Source organism: Pseudomonas sp. S3_B08 (genome assembly GCF_054667725.1).
In genome coordinates, this window is sequence record NZ_CP162750.1 from 4,973,642 (window position 1) to 4,991,815 (window position 18,174).

Annotated in this window: 17 protein-coding genes; 15 read left to right on the forward strand and 2 right to left on the reverse strand. The window is 57.8% G+C overall.

The genetic code is table 11. From position 1 onward, the window contains the following. Positions 1-13: 13 nt before the first annotated feature. From AB4N73_RS22535 to AB4N73_RS22575, 9 genes are all read left to right on the forward strand, one after another. Positions 14-874 carry an ABC transporter ATP-binding protein gene (locus AB4N73_RS22535; protein WP_310219475.1) on the forward strand — a complete coding sequence of 287 codons (861 nt, stop codon included), beginning with the start codon at positions 14-16 and terminating at the stop codon, positions 872-874. 20 nt (positions 875-894) lie between these two features. Then, complete coding sequence (locus AB4N73_RS22540; RefSeq protein WP_041477414.1) at positions 895-1,761, forward strand: ABC transporter permease; 867 nt, start codon at positions 895-897, stop codon at positions 1,759-1,761. Positions 1,762-1,935: 174 nt separating this feature from the next. Next, positions 1,936-2,853: a LysR family transcriptional regulator gene (locus tag AB4N73_RS22545; RefSeq protein ID WP_016772273.1), complete on the forward strand. Its 918-nt coding sequence runs from the start codon at positions 1,936-1,938 to the stop codon at positions 2,851-2,853. A gap of 225 nt (positions 2,854-3,078) precedes the next feature. Next, positions 3,079-4,617, forward strand: a complete 1,539-nt coding sequence (locus AB4N73_RS22550; RefSeq protein ID WP_353188565.1) for an MFS transporter — start codon at positions 3,079-3,081, stop codon at positions 4,615-4,617. A 27-nt stretch (positions 4,618-4,644) separates the two neighbouring features. Then, positions 4,645-5,712 (forward strand): HlyD family secretion protein, encoded by a 1,068-nt coding sequence (locus AB4N73_RS22555; RefSeq protein WP_460065934.1) that lies wholly within the window; start codon positions 4,645-4,647, stop codon positions 5,710-5,712. Further along, a complete protein-coding gene (locus tag AB4N73_RS22560; RefSeq protein WP_460065937.1) occupies positions 5,709-7,304 on the forward strand; it encodes an efflux transporter outer membrane subunit in 1,596 nt (531 codons plus the stop codon). Before AB4N73_RS22555 ends, AB4N73_RS22560 begins: the two co-directional genes overlap by 4 nt. 78 nt (positions 7,305-7,382) lie before the next feature. Beyond that, positions 7,383-7,628 (forward strand): DUF2789 domain-containing protein, encoded by a 246-nt coding sequence (locus AB4N73_RS22565; protein ID WP_460142564.1) that lies wholly within the window; start codon positions 7,383-7,385, stop codon positions 7,626-7,628. 80 nt (positions 7,629-7,708) lie between these two features. Further along, a complete protein-coding gene (locus AB4N73_RS22570) occupies positions 7,709-7,954 on the forward strand; it encodes a type II toxin-antitoxin system Phd/YefM family antitoxin (protein ID WP_186568449.1) in 246 nt (81 codons plus the stop codon). A 178-nt stretch (positions 7,955-8,132) separates the two neighbouring features. Next, entirely contained in the window at positions 8,133-9,605 is a 1,473-nt protein-coding gene (locus AB4N73_RS22575) for a Fic family protein (protein WP_460142565.1), read from the forward strand. A 453-nt stretch (positions 9,606-10,058) separates the two neighbouring features. On the opposite strand, the gene AB4N73_RS22580 is transcribed toward AB4N73_RS22575, so the two are convergent. Beyond that, complete coding sequence (locus AB4N73_RS22580) at positions 10,059-11,108, reverse strand: hypothetical protein (protein ID WP_460142566.1); 1,050 nt, start codon at positions 11,106-11,108, stop codon at positions 10,059-10,061. Further along, complete coding sequence (locus AB4N73_RS22585) at positions 11,095-12,000, reverse strand: hypothetical protein (protein ID WP_460142567.1); 906 nt, start codon at positions 11,998-12,000, stop codon at positions 11,095-11,097. Before AB4N73_RS22585 ends, AB4N73_RS22580 begins: the two co-directional genes overlap by 14 nt. 227 nt (positions 12,001-12,227) lie before the next feature. Between AB4N73_RS22585 and AB4N73_RS22590 the strand changes: the two genes are divergently transcribed. The 6 genes from AB4N73_RS22590 (at position 12,228) to AB4N73_RS22615 (ending at position 17,974) form a co-directional block, all read left to right on the forward strand. Beyond that, positions 12,228-12,656: a MarR family winged helix-turn-helix transcriptional regulator gene (locus AB4N73_RS22590; RefSeq protein WP_016772266.1), complete on the forward strand. Its 429-nt coding sequence runs from the start codon at positions 12,228-12,230 to the stop codon at positions 12,654-12,656. After that, complete coding sequence (locus AB4N73_RS22595) at positions 12,653-14,716, forward strand: FUSC family protein (RefSeq protein WP_150637842.1); 2,064 nt, start codon at positions 12,653-12,655, stop codon at positions 14,714-14,716. Before AB4N73_RS22590 ends, AB4N73_RS22595 begins: the two co-directional genes overlap by 4 nt. Beyond that, positions 14,713-14,922: a DUF1656 domain-containing protein gene (locus AB4N73_RS22600; RefSeq protein ID WP_016772264.1), complete on the forward strand. Its 210-nt coding sequence runs from the start codon at positions 14,713-14,715 to the stop codon at positions 14,920-14,922. The genes AB4N73_RS22595 and AB4N73_RS22600 overlap by 4 nt, the downstream gene beginning before the upstream one ends. Next, positions 14,919-15,806, forward strand: coding sequence for an efflux RND transporter periplasmic adaptor subunit (locus tag AB4N73_RS22605; protein ID WP_056786955.1), 888 nt, complete (start codon positions 14,919-14,921; stop codon positions 15,804-15,806). Before AB4N73_RS22600 ends, AB4N73_RS22605 begins: the two co-directional genes overlap by 4 nt. After that, a complete protein-coding gene (locus AB4N73_RS22610; RefSeq protein WP_073471477.1) occupies positions 15,803-17,245 on the forward strand; it encodes an efflux transporter outer membrane subunit in 1,443 nt (480 codons plus the stop codon). The genes AB4N73_RS22605 and AB4N73_RS22610 overlap by 4 nt, the downstream gene beginning before the upstream one ends. Positions 17,246-17,338: 93 nt before the next feature. After that, complete coding sequence (locus AB4N73_RS22615; protein WP_150742987.1) at positions 17,339-17,974, forward strand: NADH:ubiquinone oxidoreductase subunit N; 636 nt, start codon at positions 17,339-17,341, stop codon at positions 17,972-17,974. Positions 17,975-18,174: the final 200 nt, after the last annotated feature.

The window sequence follows — 18,174 nt, forward strand, 5'->3', positions numbered from 1 at the left end:
CCGGAGATCGATCATGAACGCCCCTTTGCCAGGCCGCGCGGTCAGCAACCCGATCGCCCACAGCGAAGCGTTGCTGGCCGTCGATCACGTCAGCCTCGAATACCGCACGCCGCAGCGCGTGGTGCGCGCTACCCATCAAGTCAGTTTCGCCGTCGACCCGGCTGATCGTTTCGTCCTGCTCGGCCCGTCCGGGTGCGGGAAATCGACCTTGCTCAAAGCGGTCGCCGGATTCATCCAGCCCTGCGAAGGCGAGATCCGCCTGCAAGGCCAGCGCGTCGATGCGCCGGGGCCGGACCGCATTGTGGTGTTTCAGGAATTCGACCAGTTGCCGCCGTGGAAAACCGTGAAGCAGAACGTGATGTTCCCGCTGCTGGCCTCGCGCACCTTGAACAAGAAAGACGCCGAAGAGCGTGCGCTGCACTACCTGGAAAAGGTCGGTCTGGCAGCGTTCGCCGACGCCTATCCACACACCTTGTCCGGCGGCATGAAGGCGCGGGTGGCGATCGCCCGGGCGTTGGCCATGCAACCAAAAATTCTTTTGATGGACGAACCCTTCGCTGCACTCGATGCGTTGACCCGCCGCAAGATGCAGGAGGAATTGCTGCTGCTCTGGGAAGAGGTTCGTTTCACCCTGCTGTTCGTTACTCATTCGATCGAAGAAGCCCTGGTGGTGGGCAATCGCATCCTCTTGTTGTCGCCACATCCGGGGCGGGTGCGCGCCGAAGTGCACAGCCATCAATACGATCTGCACAGCCTCGGCGGCGTGGCGTTTCAGGCGTCGGCGCGGCGCATTCATCGTCTGCTGTTCGATGAGGGCCAGGCGCCGGAGACCGAACGTGATCACGATTTCAACGACATTCGCATCGCCTATTGAGCGGCCAGGAGGACTACCCGATGAGCCATTCATCATCCGTGCGTGAAGAATTCGAAACCGTGCTCGAGCCGCTGACCGCAGTGCCGGTCGAGCGCGAGTTGCCGCTTGGCACGCGCCTGTGGCAACAGGGCTGGTTGCGCAAAAGCCTGATCCTGATTGTGCTGGCGATCATCTGGGAGGTGGTCGCGCGGATTCAGAACAATGACCTGATGCTGCCGAGTTTTCTGCAAACCGCGCAGGCCCTGTTCGACGGGCTGCTCAGTGGCGAGCTGCTGGCCAAGGTCTGGATCTCGCTGGTGGTGCTGATCAAGGGCTACCTGATCGGCATCGTCCTCGCGTTCGCCCTGACGACACTGGCGGTCTCGACCCAGTTGGGACGTGATCTGCTCAGCACCATGACTTCGATGTTCAATCCGTTGCCGGCGATTGCCCTGCTGCCGCTGGCGCTGCTCTGGTTCGGCTTGGGGCAGAACAGTCTGATTTTCGTGCTGGTGCATTCAGTGTTGTGGGCGTTGGCGCTGAACACCTATGCCGGATTTCTCGGTGTGTCCGAGACGCTGCGCATGGCCGGGCGCAACTATGGCCTCAAGGGTTTGCGCCTTGTGTTGTTCATCCTGATCCCGGCGGCACTGCCGTCGATTCTCGCCGGTTTGAAGATTGGCTGGGCGTTTGCCTGGCGCACCTTGATCGCTGCCGAACTGGTGTTTGGCGCGACCAGCGGCAAGGGCGGGCTGGGCTGGTACATCTTCCAGAATCGCAATGAGCTGTACACCGACAAGGTGTTTGCCGGGTTGGCGGTGGTGATCCTGATTGGCCTGTTGGTGGAGAATCTGGTGTTTGCCACCCTCGAGCGCGTGACCGTCAAGCGCTGGGGTATGCAGCGCTGAGGTCTTCGTTGGGTGGGCCGGCCTCTTCGCGAGCAGGCTCGCTCCCACATGAGAACGCATTCCAAGGTGGGAGCGAGCCTGCTCGCGAAGAGGCCAGCGCTGGCATCGTCACTCTTTAGGGATGTTTGCTAGCATTGCGCCCGGATCAATCCAGATCAGCCAAGAGTGCTCAGCATGCAACTCCCGGACATGAACCTTCTGGTCGCCCTCGATGCCTTGCTCGACGAGGGCAGTGTGGTCGGTGCGGCGCGGCGGATGAACCTCAGCCCGGCGGCCATGAGCCGCACGCTGACGCGAATTCGCGAAGCCATCGGCGATCCGATTCTGGTGCGCGCCGGGCGTGGCCTGGTGCCGACCCCCAAAGCCCTCGAACTGCGCGAACAGGTGCGCGACGTGGTCGAGCAGGCGGCGCTGCTGTTCCGCTCCGCCGACAGCGTCGAGCTGGGCACCTTGCGCCGGCGCTTCAGCATTCGCGCCAATGATTTCTTCGTCGGCGTTTACGGCGGCAAGCTGTTCGACACCCTCGACCAGCTCGCCCCGCATTGCGAATTGCGCTTCGTCCCGGAAGGCGACGGCGACGATGAGGCACTGCGCGAAGGGCGTATCGATCTGAGCGTCAGCAACACCCGTCCGCTCACGCCGGAAGTGAAAGTGCAGAACCTGTTCTCCACGCATTTCGTCGGCCTGGTGCGGGAGAACCATCCTTTGCTCGACGGCGAAATCACTGCCGAGCGCTACGCCGGTTTTTCCCATATCAGCATGTCGCGCCGTGGCATCGCTCGCGGCCCGATCGACACGGCGTTGAATGCGTTGGGGCTGGAGCGTCGAGTGGCGGTGATCGCGCCGAGTTTCCATGCGGCGATGTTTGCCCTGCCGGACTCCGACCTGATCCTGCCGGTGCCTAAAGAAGCCCTGCTCAGCGTGCGGCGGCTGGGCCTGAAACTGCGTTCATTCGACCTGCCGATTCCGCTGCCAATGCTGATGCTGACCCAGGCCTGGCACCCGCGCTTCGACAAGGACCCGGCCCACCGCTGGCTGCGCGAAACCCTCAAGACCTGCTGCGATGAAACGTGGCTGGCGGCACAGCCGTAAATCATCAGACACCATCGAATCCCTGTGGGAGCGAGCCTGCTCGCGAAGGCGTCGAGTCAGTCACCTCAATGGCGACTGGTCCACCGCTTTCGCGAGCAGGCTCGCTCCCACATAGGCATTCACCGTTGTGTCTGATGCACTTATAACCTGTCAATAAGTCAATTTTCGTCAGCATCAAGCCCCACTAAAATGCTCCGGTATTTTCACCCCCGGAGCTTTTCATTCATGACATCCCTGACGGTCTCGGCGCCTCTCGCCGCGACCAGCCCGGCGACGGCGGCTGCGCCACCGGTGTTCGGGGCGCGGATCATCATTGGTCTGGTCGGCGTGCTGTTGGCCGTGCTGGTCTCGGGCCTCAACGAGATGGTCACCAAAGTCGCACTCGCCGATATTCGCGGTGCGCTGCACATCGGCTACGACGAAGGCACCTGGCTGGTCGCCAGCTACACCGCCACGTCGGTCGCGGCCATGGCCTTTGCGCCGTGGTGCTCGGTGACCTTCTCGCTGCGTCGCTTCACCCTCTGCGCGATCGGCCTGTTTACTCTGCTCGGCGTGCTGTGCCCGTTCGCCCCAAACTACGAAAGTCTGTTGTTGATGCGCATCCTCCAGGGCCTCGCCGGTGGTGCATTGCCGCCGATGCTGATGACCGTCGCGCTGCGCTTTCTCCCGGCGAACATCAAACTTTACGGACTGGCCGGCTACGCACTGACCGCGACTTTCGGCCCGGGACTCGGCACGCCGCTGGCCGGTCTGTGGACCGAATACGTCGGCTGGCAATGGACCTTCTGGCAGATCATCGTGCCGTGCCTGATCGCCATGGCCGCAGTGGCTTACGGATTGCCCCAGGATCCGCTGCGCTTGGAGCGTCTCAAGTCGTTCAACTGGAAAGGCCTGCTGCTGGGCTTTCCAGCGATCTGCATGCTGGTGATCGGTCTGTTGCAGGGCAATCGACTGGACTGGTTCGAGTCGAATCTGATCTGTGGATTACTCGGTGCCGGTTCGCTGCTGCTGGTGGCTTTTATGATCAATGAATGGTCGCAGCCGATTCCGTTTTTCAAGCTGCAGATGCTCGGCATCCGCAACCTGCTGTTCGCCCTGATCACCCTCGCCGGGGTGCTGATCGTGCTGCTGGCGGTGGTGTTGATTCCGTCGAGTTATCTGGCCCAGGTGCAGGGTTATCGTCCGGCGCAAACCGCGCCGATCATGCTCATTGCCGCGCTGCCGCAGTTGATCGCGCTGCCATTGGTGGCGGCGCTATGCAACTTGCGCTGGGTCGATTGCCGCTGGGTGCTTGGCATTGGTCTGAGCATGCTCGCGCTGTCCTGCCTCGGCGGTTCACACCTGACTTCGGCGTGGATTCGCGATGATTTCTACGTTCTGCAATGGCTGCAGATTTTCGGCCAGCCGATGGCGGTGTTGCCGCTGCTGATGTTGTCGACCGGCAGTATCACGCCGATGGAAGGCCCGTTCGCGTCGGCGTGGTTCAACACCGTCAAAGGTCTCGCCGCAGTGGTCGCCACCGGCGTGATCGAAGCGCTGACCACCGCGCGCCTGCATTTCCATTCGACCATGTTGGTCGACAGCCTGGGCAATTCGCCGCTGGCCGATCACAGCGATCCGGGCCTCGCTCACCGCGTGCACGAGCAGGCGGTGGTGCTGACTTCGGCCGATCTCTACGTGTGCATGGCCGGCGTCGCCGTGGCGTTGATCCTGCTGATTTTCTGGCTGCCGACGCGGATTTATCCGCCGCGCGCGCCGACCTGATCGCTGTACTGAAACTGAAGGTTTTTTATGACTCAATCCAAGCAAAAACTCGCGGTGGCCGTGGCTGCCGCGCTGGCGGTGGGCGTGCTGGTGTACCTGGCGATGCCCGGGTTGTTCGGCCAACGCACCGAGCAAACCACCAATGACGCCTTCGTCTCCGCCGACTACACGCTGGTGGTGCCGCGCGTGGCCGGGTTCATCAAGCAGGTGCTGGTCGAAGACAACCAGCAGGTCAAGGCCGGGCAATTGTTGGCGCTGATCGATGACCGTGATTTGCGCGCAGCGGCGGAAGCGGCGGACGCGCAAACCCTGGTCGCGCGGGCGCAATTGCAGAACGCCAATGCGACCCTTGAGCGGCAGGCGTCGCTGATCGCTCAGGCGCAGGCCACCGTGGTCTCGGCCAAAGCGCAAATGGCTTTTGCGCAGCAGGAACTGAACCGCTACAACCATCTCGCCGGAGTCGGTGCCGGCACCGTGCAGAACGCGCAGCAGGCGCGCACGCGCATTGATCAGGCTTCGGCGCGTCTCGACACCGCGACGGCGAAACTGGCGGCCGAACGCAAACAAGTCGAAATCCTCACTGCCCAGCGCAACGCCGCTGAAGGCAATCTGAAACACGCGCAGGCGGCACTGGAAATCGCCAGTTTCAACCTCTCTTACACGCGCATCATCGCGCCGCAGGACGGCATGATCGGCGAGCGCGCGGTGCGTGTCGGTGCCTACGTCACCCCGGGCAGCAAATTGTTGGCGGTGGTGCCGTTGCAGCAGGCTTATGTGGTCGCCAATTTTCAGGAAACCCAGTTGACCGACGTGCAGCCGGGTCAGGATGTGCAAGTGCGGGTCGACAGCTTGGGCGGCGAAGCCCTGACCGGCCGCGTCGAGAGCATTGCGCCAGCGACCGGCGTGACCTTTGCTGCGGTGAAACCGGATAACGCCACCGGTAACTTCACCAAAGTGGTGCAGCGGATTCCGGTGAAGATCATGCTGGAACCGGGCCAGCCACTGGCCGAGCGCTTGCGGGTGGGGATGTCGGTCGAGGCGAGTATTGATACCGCCAGCTCGAAGGCGTCCGGGCGCGAGGTGACGCAGCGATGATCGGTGTTGAATCGGTTGGCCTCATCGCTGGCAAGCCAGCTCCCACAGGGGTCATTGGCAGGCTGAACCATTTTGCACAACCTGCACAATCCTTGTGGGAGCTGGCTTGCCAGCGATGGGGGCATAGGCAGCAGCTCACCCTGAGTGCCTTGCTTGCAGTCAGCCTCAGTGCTTGTACCGTCGGCCCGGACTTCCAGAAACCCGAAGCCACCCAACCTGCCGACTGGGCCAAACCGGCGCGGTCCGCCCCAAGCCAGGCCGTCAGCGAACCCTTGAACGAACGCTGGTGGGAAACCTTCCAGGACCCGCAGCTGTCCGCGCTCACCCAGCGCGCGCTGAACAGCAACCTCGACCTGCAACTGGCCAGCAGCCGCCTGCAACAAAGCCGCGCCGCGCGCCAGGTGATCACCGCCGAGCGTTATCCGAACAGCACCGCCAGCGGCAGCTACGCACGTAAACGCAACAGCGGCGAAGGCTTGAACGATCCATCGGGAAATAACGGCGACGAGGCTTTCAACCTGTGGGATGCCGGTTTCTCGGCGTCATGGGAACTGGACTTCTGGGGCCGCGTGCGCCGTGAAACCGAAGCCGCTGATGCCAATCTCGAAGTGGCAGAAAACGACCGTCGTGACGTACTGCTGACCGTGCTCGCCGACACCGCGCAAAACTACATTCAGCTGCGCGGCGTGCAGAACACCCGCGCCGTCACCGAGCAGAACCTCGACGTCGCCCGCCACAGCCTGAAACTCTCGCAGCTACGGCTGGCCGATGGCGTGGCGACCGATCTGGACGTCGCCGAAGCCGCCGCGCAAGTCGCCGCCATCGAGGCACGGCTGCCGGCGCTCGAGCAGCGTCAGGCGCAACTGATCAACGCGATCAGTCTGTTGATGGGCGAGCCACCGCAAGCTCTCGCTCAAACGTTATCCACAGACGCGGCAGTGCCGCAGTCGCCACTGCAAGTCGCCATCGGCCTGCCGTCGCAATTGGCCGAACGCCGCCCCGATATCCGCCAGGCCGAAGCGCGTCTGCACGCCGCCACCGCCAACATCGGCGTGGCCAAGGGCGATTTCTATCCGCGCATCACCCTGTCCGGCAACCTCGGTTCCCAGGCCATGCAGCTGAGCGATTTCGGTTCATGGGGCTCGCGTGCCTTTGCCATCGGCCCGCAATTCAGCTTGCCGTTGTTCGACGGCGGTCGCCTTCGCGGCATGCTGCAACTGCGCGAAGCCCAGCAACAAGAAGCGGCCATCGCCTACCAGCAGACTGTGCTGCGTGCCTGGCATGAAATCGACGACCAGCTGACCGCCTACAACGCCAGCCAGCGCCGGCGCGACAGCCTCGCCGAAGCCGTGCGTCAGAACCAGATCGCCCTGCGCACCGCGCAACAGCAATACGTCGAAGGCGTGGTCGATTTCGTCAACGTCCTCACCGTGCAGAGCGCCTTGCTCGCCACGCAGGAGCAATGGGTAGAAAGCTCGACCGGGGTGTCACTGGCGATGGTCGGTTTGTACAAGGCGCTTGGCGGTGGATGGCAGTCGGTCTATCCGGCAGCGCAACTGGCCGCAGGCTCACCTGACGTCGCCAGACCCTGAACCCGCAGCGCCAGCTATGATCAACTCCATTGCAGCAAACGGCGCAACGCCGGACCTGAATTGCAGAGGAGTTGCATCATGGAAAATCCGCAGCACAGCCTACCGGCCCTGTTCAAACAACTCGGCCTCGATGACGATCCGACCGGCATCGACAAATTCATCGCCAGCCATTCGCCGCTCAAACCGGAATTGCATCTGGCTGACGCGTTTTTCTGGACGGAAAGTCAGGCGCAGTTTCTGCGCGAGGAGATTCTGGATGATGCGGATTGGGCGGAGGTGGTGGATCAGTTGAATGTGATGTTGCGTAAGGGGCGACTAGGGTGAACCTTTGCGACCTCTGTAACCACAGCAATTGATAAGCTTCGATATCGACCGAAATTTCGATCGCATTCGAGGTTTTTACCATGCAAAGCGTTCTGGCCGATATGGCCGTCAGTATTTCTCAATTGAAGAAAAATCCTGCTGCCGTGCTAAAAGACGCAAATGGGGGGGCTGTGGCAGTGCTCAATCATAACCGGGTCATGGGCTACATGGTGCCTGCTGATGTGTACGAAGCATTGGTCGAGCGGCTTGATGATCTTGAGCTTATGCAGATTGCGCGTTCCCGAGCTCACGAGACACCCATGCCCGTAGATCTGGATGACTTATAAGCTTGAGTTTCTGTTGTCTGGAAACAAGCTGCGTCATTGGTTGCCGGGGCGATTCACGAAAGAAACGCAGCGTGTAAAAAAAATTGTAGGAAAAGGCTGAAATGTAAAAAAAACATGCCTACTGTAAAAAAAACTGGGCTTTAATCGTCGCAGTGGATTTTTTCTGTGGAAGATGACGATGCCAGCTGTTGGATATGCCTACCTGCGTGACGCGCTGAAGCTCAAGGCATTTGCTCCCAAGCGCGTTGCGATGATCAAACCGGTCACCCGAGTTACCTTGATCGGTGATTGTCTTGCTGTTCCAGCCGCCGTCGCGCCTGTACAGGGATCAACGATCGAGCACATTCTGTTTGCGCTAAAACATGAAGGAATAAACCTGTGCATTCTTGCCCAGGCCTTGGAATCTGTTGAAGCGAGCGATCTGTTAAGTGAGCTTGGCAGATCCCCGAACGGGGTATACATCCGTAAAGCCTGTTTTCTATGGGAAAGCTTTACTGGCAAACAACTGGACTACTCAGTCCCGGTTCGAGGCAGTGTCGTCGCCTTGTTCGATCCCAAGCGCTACGTCACCGGGCCAGCGGTTCGGAATAGTCGCTGGCGAGTCGATTTCAATGGTTTGGGGTCATTGCATTACTGCGCCACTGTTGAGCGAACGGTGAAACTACAGGAGCTGATCGATCGGGACATCATTGGGCGAGCCCAGGTTTTCATGGCGACGTTGCCGCCGGAGATGATGGATCGGGCAATCAATTGGGCCTACCTGCATGAGACTCGTGATTCCTTCGCTATCGAAAAAGAAGAGCCCAGCGAAGAAAAGTCGCGGCGCTTTGTTCGGCTCTTACGTCAAGCTTACGAGCGCACAGAGCTCAGCGAGGACTATCTGGTCGAGTTGCAAAACAGCACGGTCTCGAATCCCTTCGATAAAGCAGTGCTTTTCCGTCATCAACAGAACCATTTACACAACGGCTTGAGAGGCGCCGCCGGAGTCAGTTATGTGCCGCCAGATCCGCAATTGTGTCGTGAGTTGATGGAGAATTTGATGGCGTTCGCCAATCACTCGGCGAAGCAGGTGGATCCGCTGATAGCAGCGGCGGTTGTGGCGTTTGGGTTTGTTTTTCTTCACCCGTTCATGGATGGCAACGGTCGGCTCTCACGATTTCTTATTCACCAGACGCTTTGCCATTCCGGTGCACTGCAAAACGGCTTGTTGCTGCCCGTTTCCGTGGCGATGAAGCATGAGGAATCCAGCTACTTGGAAGCGCTGAAAGAGTTTTCGAAACCAGCAAGAGAGTTCTGGAATGTCACTTGGCTGGATTCCGATGAGATGACGTTCGATTTCATCGGTCACGACGCTATCTACCGATTCTGGGATGCTACTCAATGCGCAGAATTTACTTTGCAGATGGCCATGCGGGCACTGGAAGTGGAGCTACGCGAGGAGACCGCGTTTCTTGAAAAATACGATTTCGTCATCAAAGCGGTGAATGACCGTTTCGATGTTCGGGGAAGCGATCTTTCGAAGTTGGTAATGATGTGCCTGGACAACGCTGACAAGGTTTCAAAGCATCGCCGCAAGCAATTTCAGTACAGCGTGCCGGAGGAGGTGTTCGAGTACATCGAGGAAATGTGTTTAGTACATGAAGGTAAGTAGCGATTAGATTTTTTGGAGGGCAAGCTTAATAATTGGCTTACCCTCCCTAGAATTAGTTAAGGGTTATTTCGTCAGGGTCAGAAGGCTCTATAGATTCAGTGCTGACGGTAGACATGTAGGTTTTTTTGTTGTTGGTATTGTATGTCGATAAAAAACTTAGTTCGTCAGGATCTGAGGGTTCCGTGGTCGCCGTCGATAAAGTGCTTTCAGGAAAAATTTGATCTTCGTCAGTTGCTTCAAGCGTCTTGGTTATAATAGTTGAGCTGGCTCCAGCTAGATATCCAGCACTGAACTGGATGTCATCATTGTCATCGCTCTCTAATGTTCGCGTTTGGATCGTTGAGTCTGTCGGAAGGTAGCTTCGGCAAGTTACACTGGTTTGTGTTGACGTTATGTAAATATTTATACTAGGTTGGCGCGGTGTTGATTCACTATAGTTGAGTATGTATGGCTTCATTTTGATATCTCCAGCTTTATTGTCATAGATTTTTTTATACTGCTGTTGCTTTGTAGGCTGATTTTCTTTATTTTTTCCGAGCTTAGAAAAAAATTAAGTATGTTAATTGTCTCCTCTCTTGCTGGAGATTTCTCAGTATAGTTGCTGATCGCGTAGAGGGTGAAACCTCCATCGTTGCGGGCTTCTTTTATTAATGAAAGTAAAGCTGACAGGTTTTGTTTTTGAAGCTCACCCATTTCATTTATGATCATTAACTCATGGCTTTCGGATGGGGCAGTCTGATCGCTGGTTGACAGATAGCTGATGCTAAGAAAGACAGAAAGCCAAAGACCTAGCCCAAGGAATACTGAGACTGCTAAGTTAGATTCAATATTTCTTATATAAGAAGCATGGACTGTGCTTTCTTTTTCTGATGAATACCAATTGGTATAGGCTAGTACTGCTTGATTTTGGGGTGAAGGGTCAAGCTTTAGGTCGGAAAATTTAGATCTTATCGTGTTCTTGAGTTTTAAAAAGCCCCAGATATATAAGCCCGAAGTTGCTGTAAATAAAGAACAGACTAGTAGGGCTGCGCAGGAGGCGTAGAAGGCATTTTTATTACCAAGCTTCCATATTTCATTAAATACATAAGCGTAAAACCCTAGCAGCACAACATATGTCGACGCATAAGCCGATGCTTTATTATCAAAAGAAGATTTGATGCTTGAGTTTTGGTTGAATCTCTCTTTTAGCGACTCATACTGTATTTGTGCCGCTTCTGTTGACGCTGAAGTGGCTGCTAAATGATTTCTATAAGAAATAGTTTTATAGTCAACGTCGTTTTGGACTGGCATCGGGCAAAGGGTGTCAAAATTGATGGTGTGAGCAAGCTTAAGTTGTTTGTTGAAAGTAATTAAATATACTTTCCATTTCCAAAATGAGATCGCGAGGAGAGATATTCTTTTGTTCGCTCCCGGATGGTACTGGCCGAATCGCTCATCGCACGAAACATGGAAAATCGGGGAATGGTTAAAAAGTATGCATAAGATAGCTTCAAATGCGCTCATGGAGCAGCTCCATAATGCCACGTGATATATCTAGACCAGTCTCAAACTCTAGCCATGCCCATTGACCATTTGCATTCATTTCTAAAAAATAAAAAACGTTATCCTTCACTATGAAATCAAAACAGCCAAAGCAGATGTCTAGTTTGCTCATAAATCTTATGCATTTTTCATATATGTCTGCTGGGAGTGCGTGTTTCTCGTAAGTTATTTTGTTGTCTTTTTTTCTCCAATCGACTTTGTTTTCAGAAATAATTTTTACGCTAAACACCTCTTTGCCAGTAAATGTAGCTCTTATTTCATAGTCTTTTTCTTGGTATTCTTGGAAGTATGCCGGTGTGTAACTTATAAGATCGTCGGTAATGCTTGGGTCGTAGATATTTGTTTGAATAATTTCTTTGCTTTGAGGATGTTCGATTGCTCCGCTGGCTAGTGGCTTTACTATAATAGATTTTGTTTTGGTTTTATGCCAAGTCGTTATGGCATTGCTAATGTTAGATTTGGGTGTAAGAAATCCAATTTTAGCTGCTAGAGCAAGCTGTAGTATTTTATTGTTAGCTCTTCGCATTATGCTCGGGCGTGACAAACAAATCCCTTCAAAACTTTCTGCAATCCCTTCAACAAGCGAGTAGGACTCTTTGTGAGAAAAATTGTGATAGCACTCATTATACACGCCATCAAGATTTTCTAAGATTGGTTTTCTAAAATATATTGCATCGCAAGTTTTGGTAGTAATTATTCCAAAAGAATTCTCTATAGAAAATCCGTAATTGTCGATTTGAAATATATAATTGGAAAATTGGTCTAGGTTTAATCGATAAAAATCAGTATCGTAGTATTTGTTTATAAGGTAATCACAGGTTAGATCGTAAGTACTCGTGATCATTAGTATCATTGGTAAGGCAATCCTTGCGATGTGATGTTGCAGTAAATCATTACGCTATCGAAAAGCCATTACTGTGTCTACGAAATTGACAACGTCACCTGGATGATCCGATGCGCTAGCCGGGGTGAATAGATTTGTTTCAAAACTTGACTGAAATTCCCCTCCAGTGCGATATTGATAGTTAGCAAACTAACAGTGTCCGTTATCCCGTGTCCGATTCCCTCGACAGTCTCCAGATGAACATCAGCAGCGCCATGGTGGTGGCCGCCCGGCATTGGCGGAAGATCTGCCAGACCACGCTGGTCAATTACGGAATTTCCGAAGCCTGCGCCGTGCCCTTGTTGATGATCGGGCGTTTGGGCGAGGGCGTGCGTCAGGTGCAAGTCGCCCAGGCTGCGGGGATGGAGAGTCCTTCGCTGGTGCGTTTGCTCGATCAGCTGTGCCACGCCGGTTACGTCTGTCGCACCGAAGATGCCCAGGATCGCCGGGCCAAGTGCCTGAGCCTGACCGATACCGGTCGCGAGCTGGTGCAGGCGGTGGAGGCTGAGCTGGTGCGCTTGCGTCATGAGGTGCTGGAAGGCATCGAGCGCAGTGATCTGGAAGCTACGCTTCGGGTACTCAGGGCTTTTGAGGCGGCGAGTTCGCCTGTGGTGGTCAATTCTTGAACGGTTTTTTCACTGGCATGCCGCCGGCCCGTGACTGGTTTTACGGGGTCCGTACCTTTGCAGCGTCGATGATTGCGCTGTACATCGCGTTGCTCATGCAAATGCCGCGTCCGTATTGGGCGATGGCCACGGTGTACATCGTCTCCAGCCCGTTTCTCGGCCCGACCAGCTCCAAAGCGCTGTACCGCGCGGCCGGTACATTTCTCGGCGCAGCGGCGGCGGTGCTGTTCGTGCCGATGTTCGTGCAGAGCCCGTACGTGCTGGTGGTGGTGATTGCCTTGTGGACCGGCATTCTGCTGTTCATGTCCCTGCATCTGCGCACCGCCAACAGTTATGCGCTGATGCTGGCCGGTTACACCTTGCCGCTGATTGCCCTGCCGGTGGTGGATAATCCGCTGGCGGTGTGGGACGTGGCCGAGGCGCGTACCGAAGAGATTTTCCTTGGCATCGCCGTCGCTGCGGTGGTCGGTGCGATGTTCTGGCCGCGACGGCTGGCGCCGGTGTTCAATGATGCCGTGAGCAAGTGGTTCGCCGATGCGACGAGCTACAGCCTGAAGTTTCTCAGCCGCGATGTGCAGCCGGAAGAAGTCACCGCGCTGCGCATGGCCATGGTCGCCAATTTCAACAGCCTCGAGTTGATGATCGGCCAGTTGCCCCACGAAGGCGCGCGGCCACAAACCGTGCGCAACACCAAGGAATTGCGCGGGCGCATGATCCATCTGTTGCCGGTGATCGATGCCCTTGAGGATTCGCTGTACGCCCTCGAACGCCGCACCCCGGAACTGGTGGAAAAATTCCAGCCATTGCTGACCGCGACCCGGGAATGGCTGGACCACGCGGACGCCAATCTCGAGCGCTGGCAAGCACTGAGAGATCAACTCGACGCGTTGCAACCGAGCGCCGAAGCGCTGGAGGAGCGCAAACAGTTGCTGTTCTCCAATGCGATTTACCGCCTCGGTGAATTCATCGATCTGTGGCAGGACTGCCGCAGCCTGCAGGATGCGATTCTTTGCGAGCGCCAGGACAGCTGGCGCGCGGTGTACCGGCACTGGCGCCTGGGCCGGTTGACGCCGTTCATCGATCGCGGGCTGATGCTCTACTCGGTGACCTCGACCATTCTGGCGATCATCGTTGCTTCGGTGCTGTGGATCCTGCTCGGCTGGCCGGACGGTGGCAGCGCGGTGATTCTGGCGGCGGTGGCGTGCAGCTTCTTTGCCTCGATGGACGACCCGGCGCCGCAGATTTACCGGTTCTTTTTCTGGACCGGGATGTCGGTGCTGTTCGCCAGTCTTTACCTGTTTCTGATTCTACCCAACCTGCACGATTTCCCGATGCTGGTGCTGGCGTTTGCCGTGCCGTTCATTTGCATCGGTACGCTGACCGTGCAGCCGCGTTTCTACCTCGGCATGCTGCTGACGCTGGTCAATACCTCGTCGTTCATCAGTATTCAGGGTGCCTACGACGCGGACTTTTTCGCCTTCGCCAACTCCAATCTGGCTGGACCGCTGGGGCTGTTGTTCGCCTTCATCTGGACGCTGGTAGCGCGGCCATTCGGTGCCGAACTGGCGGCCAAGCGTCTGACCCGATTCAGCTGGAAAGACATCGTCAGCATGACCGAACCGGCCAGCCTCGCCGAGCATCGGCAGTTGGGCGTGCAGTTGCTCGATCGGCTGATGCAGCACCTGCCGCGTCTGGCCCTGACCGGTCAGGACACCGGCATCGCGATGCGTGAAGTGCGTGTCGGTCTGAACATGCTCGATCTGCTTGCCTACACCCCGCGCGTCACCGGCGTGCCAAATGCCCTGTTGCGACAAGTGGTGGGGGAGGTCGGCGAGTATTTTCGCGCCTGCCTCAAAGCCGACGAACGCCTGCCGGCGCCGAGCGGTCTGCTGATGACCCTCGATCGCACGCGCCGAGCGCTGAACGGCCAGGGTGACGATGAAACCCGTCTGCACCTGTTGCACGCCTTGAGCGGTCTGCGTCTGGCCTTGCTGCCCGGCGTCGAGTTCGTCTCCAGCGCCGAGCCCGAAGAACCGCTGCCCGATGGAGCGCCCCTATGATCGGTGATCTGGATATCAGCGGCATCTTCCTGCCGACCCTGCTGGTGCTGATGGGCATCACTTACGTGCTGTTTTTGTTGGTGCATGGCGTGCTGCAACGCCTGCATTTTTACCGTCTGGTCTGGCACCGGGCATTGTTCAACGTGGCGCTCTACGCCGTGCTGCTGTACGGCGTGGACTCACTCAGTCGATACCTGATGACATGAAAAAACCGTTTCTGACCATCGGTCGCGTGGTTCTGACCCTGCTGATCGTGACTTTTGCCGTTGTCCTCGTCTGGCGCATGGTGATGTATTACATGTTCGCGCCGTGGACCCGCGACGGCCACATTCGTGCCGACATCATTCAGATCGCTCCGGACGTGTCCGGGCTGATCCAGCAGGTCGAGGTAAAGGACAACCAGTTGATCAAGCGCGGTCAGGTGCTGTTCAGCATCGACCAGGATCGCTTCAAACTGGCTCTGCGCCAGGCCAAGGCCGCCGTTGCCGATCGCGAAGAAACCCTCGCCCAGGCGCAGCGTGAAGCCAAGCGTAACCGTGGCCTCGGCAACCTGGTGCCGGCCGAACAACTGGAAGAAAGCCAGTCGCGCGTCGCCCGTGCGCAGTCGGCATTGGCCGAAGCCTTAGTGGCGGTCGACAGTGCGCAGCTCAACCTCGATCGCTCGGTGATCCGTAGCCCGGTCGATGGTTACGTCAACGACCGCGCGCCGCGTCCGCAGGAATTCGTCACCGCCGGGCGCCCGGTGTTGTCGGTGGTCGACAGCAACTCCTTTCACATCGACGGCTATTTTGAAGAAACCAAACTCGACGGCATCCACGTCGGGCAATCGGTGGATATCCGCGTGATCGGCGACCGCGCCAGGTTGCGCGGGCATGTCGAAAGTATCGTCGCCGGCATCGAAGACCGCGACCGCACCAGCGGCAGCAACCTGCTGCCCAACGTCAACCCGGCGTTCAGTTGGGTGCGCCTGGCACAGCGGATTCCGGTGCGCATCGCATTCGATGATGTACCGGCCGACTTCCGCATGATTGCCGGGCGTACCGCCACCGTGTCGATCATCGACGACCAGCATGAGGAGCCGCAGCCATGAGCAGGGCCTGGTTGATCGCCGGGTTGGGCGTGATGCTCTCGGCCTGTCAGATGGTCGGCCCGGATTATCAGGTGCCCGCCGACGCGGCGGTGCAGCGCAAGGATATTCAGGGTGAGCTGGCAGTCGCCGGCAAACCGGTGGTCTCGGCGCCGGTGCCAGCGGACTGGTGGCGGCTGTATAAAGACCCGCGCCTCGATCAACTGGTACAGCAGGCCATGGCTTCCAACACCGATTTGCGTGTAGCGGCGGCGAACCTGTCGCGGGCACGTGCTCAGGTGGATGAAGCCGAGGCCGCTGGCGGCTGGAGCGGCGGGGTGAAAATGGGTGCGCAACGTCTGCAGGAATCCGGTCAGGCGTTCCTGCTGCCGGAGAAAGTCCCGGTGGCCAACATCGCCGATATCGGTATCAGCGCTTCGTACCAATTCGACCTGTGGGGCACCTTGCAGCGCGGTATCGAAGCGGCCAAAGCCAATGCCGATGCTACTCAGGCCGCAGCCGACACTGCGCGTATCACCTTGGTGGCGGACGTGGTTCGCGCCTATACGCAAGTCTGCGCAGCCAACGAAGAGAGGGAAATCGCCGAGCATTCTCTCGACCTGCAATCGCAAAGCACCACGCTGATCCAGCGTCTGCGCGATGCCGGGCGTGGCGACGAGACCCAGGTCACCCGTTCGCAGACCCAATTCAAATCCCTGCGCGCCGACTTGCCGCGTTATGAAGCGGCGCGTCAGGCCGGGCTGTTCCGATTGTCGATGCTGCTGGCCAAACCGGTCGAGCAGTTGCCGGCAGGTACAGCCAGTTGCGCCGAGTTGCCGAAGATCGCGCAACTGGTGCCGGTCGGTGACGGCGCTGCGCTGCTCAAGCGCCGTCCCGACATTCGTCAGGCTGAACGGCGCCTCGCGGCGGCAACCGCCGGCATCGGCATTGCCACCGGCGAGCTGTACCCGGACATCAGCATCGGCGCGACCATCGGCACCGTCGGCATCATTGATGACCTCGGCGACCCGTCGACCAACCGCTGGGGCTTCGGCCCGTCGTTGAGCTGGAAAGTACCGACCAACGGCGCCCGCGCGCGCATCCGTGAAGCCGAGGCCAACACTCAAGGCGCGCTAGCGCATTTCGACGGCGTGGTGCTCAACGCCATCCGCGAGACCCAGACCGGTCTGGCCCAGTACAGCGCGCTGCTGCAACGCCGCGATGCGCTGGCCGAAGCCGAGCAGTCGGCCAAGCTCGCCGCCGAGCAGACGCACCGCTTCTTCCAGGCCGGCCGCGAGTCGTTCCTTGCCGACCTGCAAGCAACCCGCACCTACACCGATGTCACCGCGCAACTGGCCGCCGCCAACACCCAGGTCGCAATGAGCCAGATCGATTTGTTCCTCGCCCTGGGCGGTGGCTGGGAAAGCGGACGAACGAACACCTCGAGCGCCAGCAAACCCTGAGGCCGTTGCTATGCTTTGAAGTGTTGGAGGGGCGCCCCATGCCAAGCGCTCCTGCAATGCACATTGCTCGTGCTGGCCCAGGGGAAACCAATAATGAAAAACCCTTACGCTCTTGGCTTCTGGTGCGCTCTGGTCGCACTGGTGCTGCTCTCGGCCACGTATTTCTACGGGATCATGCTGGCCCACCAGATCGACACGGCAATGGTTTTCCTCGACAGCGCCGTTGCGTTGATCGCGGTGATGGCGATCGTCGTCGTCGCGTGGACCTCGATTCAGCTGCAACGGGTCAAGAAGCGCCAGCTCGAGCGCGGCAAGATGCTCGTGCTGATCTGGGACACCAAAGTCGCCCTGCGCCGGGTTGAAACCGTGTTCGACCGCTACTTCTGGGGCAGTTACTGGCAGCCCGGGCGAACCTTCGCCGAGGTCATGGGCGAGCTCACCGGCACGCCGCTGGAAAAGAGCCTCGAAGGGCTGAAGAAGCAATGCCTGGAACTCGACAAGCAGATCGCCGATGACGGCTGGCACTGGCTGAGCAACGCCCGCGAGCTGTCCGACGTCGCCACGGCCATGGCTCGTGAACGCTATCAGCTGGATTTCTGCGATGTGCGGGCGGATACCACCGGCGGAGCGGTGATCGATCGCGACTTTGAAGTGCTGGTGTATACCTGGACCGCGCGGCTGAAGAGCTTTGATCATCAGTTGGATGAAATCGAGGTTCAATATTCCTGAAATCAAAAGATCGCAGCCTTCGGCAGCTCCTACAGGACAATCGGATTGCAAATGTAGGAGCTGCCGAAGGCTGCGATCTTTTTGCTCTCCCAAGTGTCCATAGACACTCTTTAACCTTTAAACATTGGGCCGTCGCCCGCGCCCGGTGCTAATCTCCACCGCTTAATTGCGCACAGTCGAGCCGCGACCCGATCCCGGGT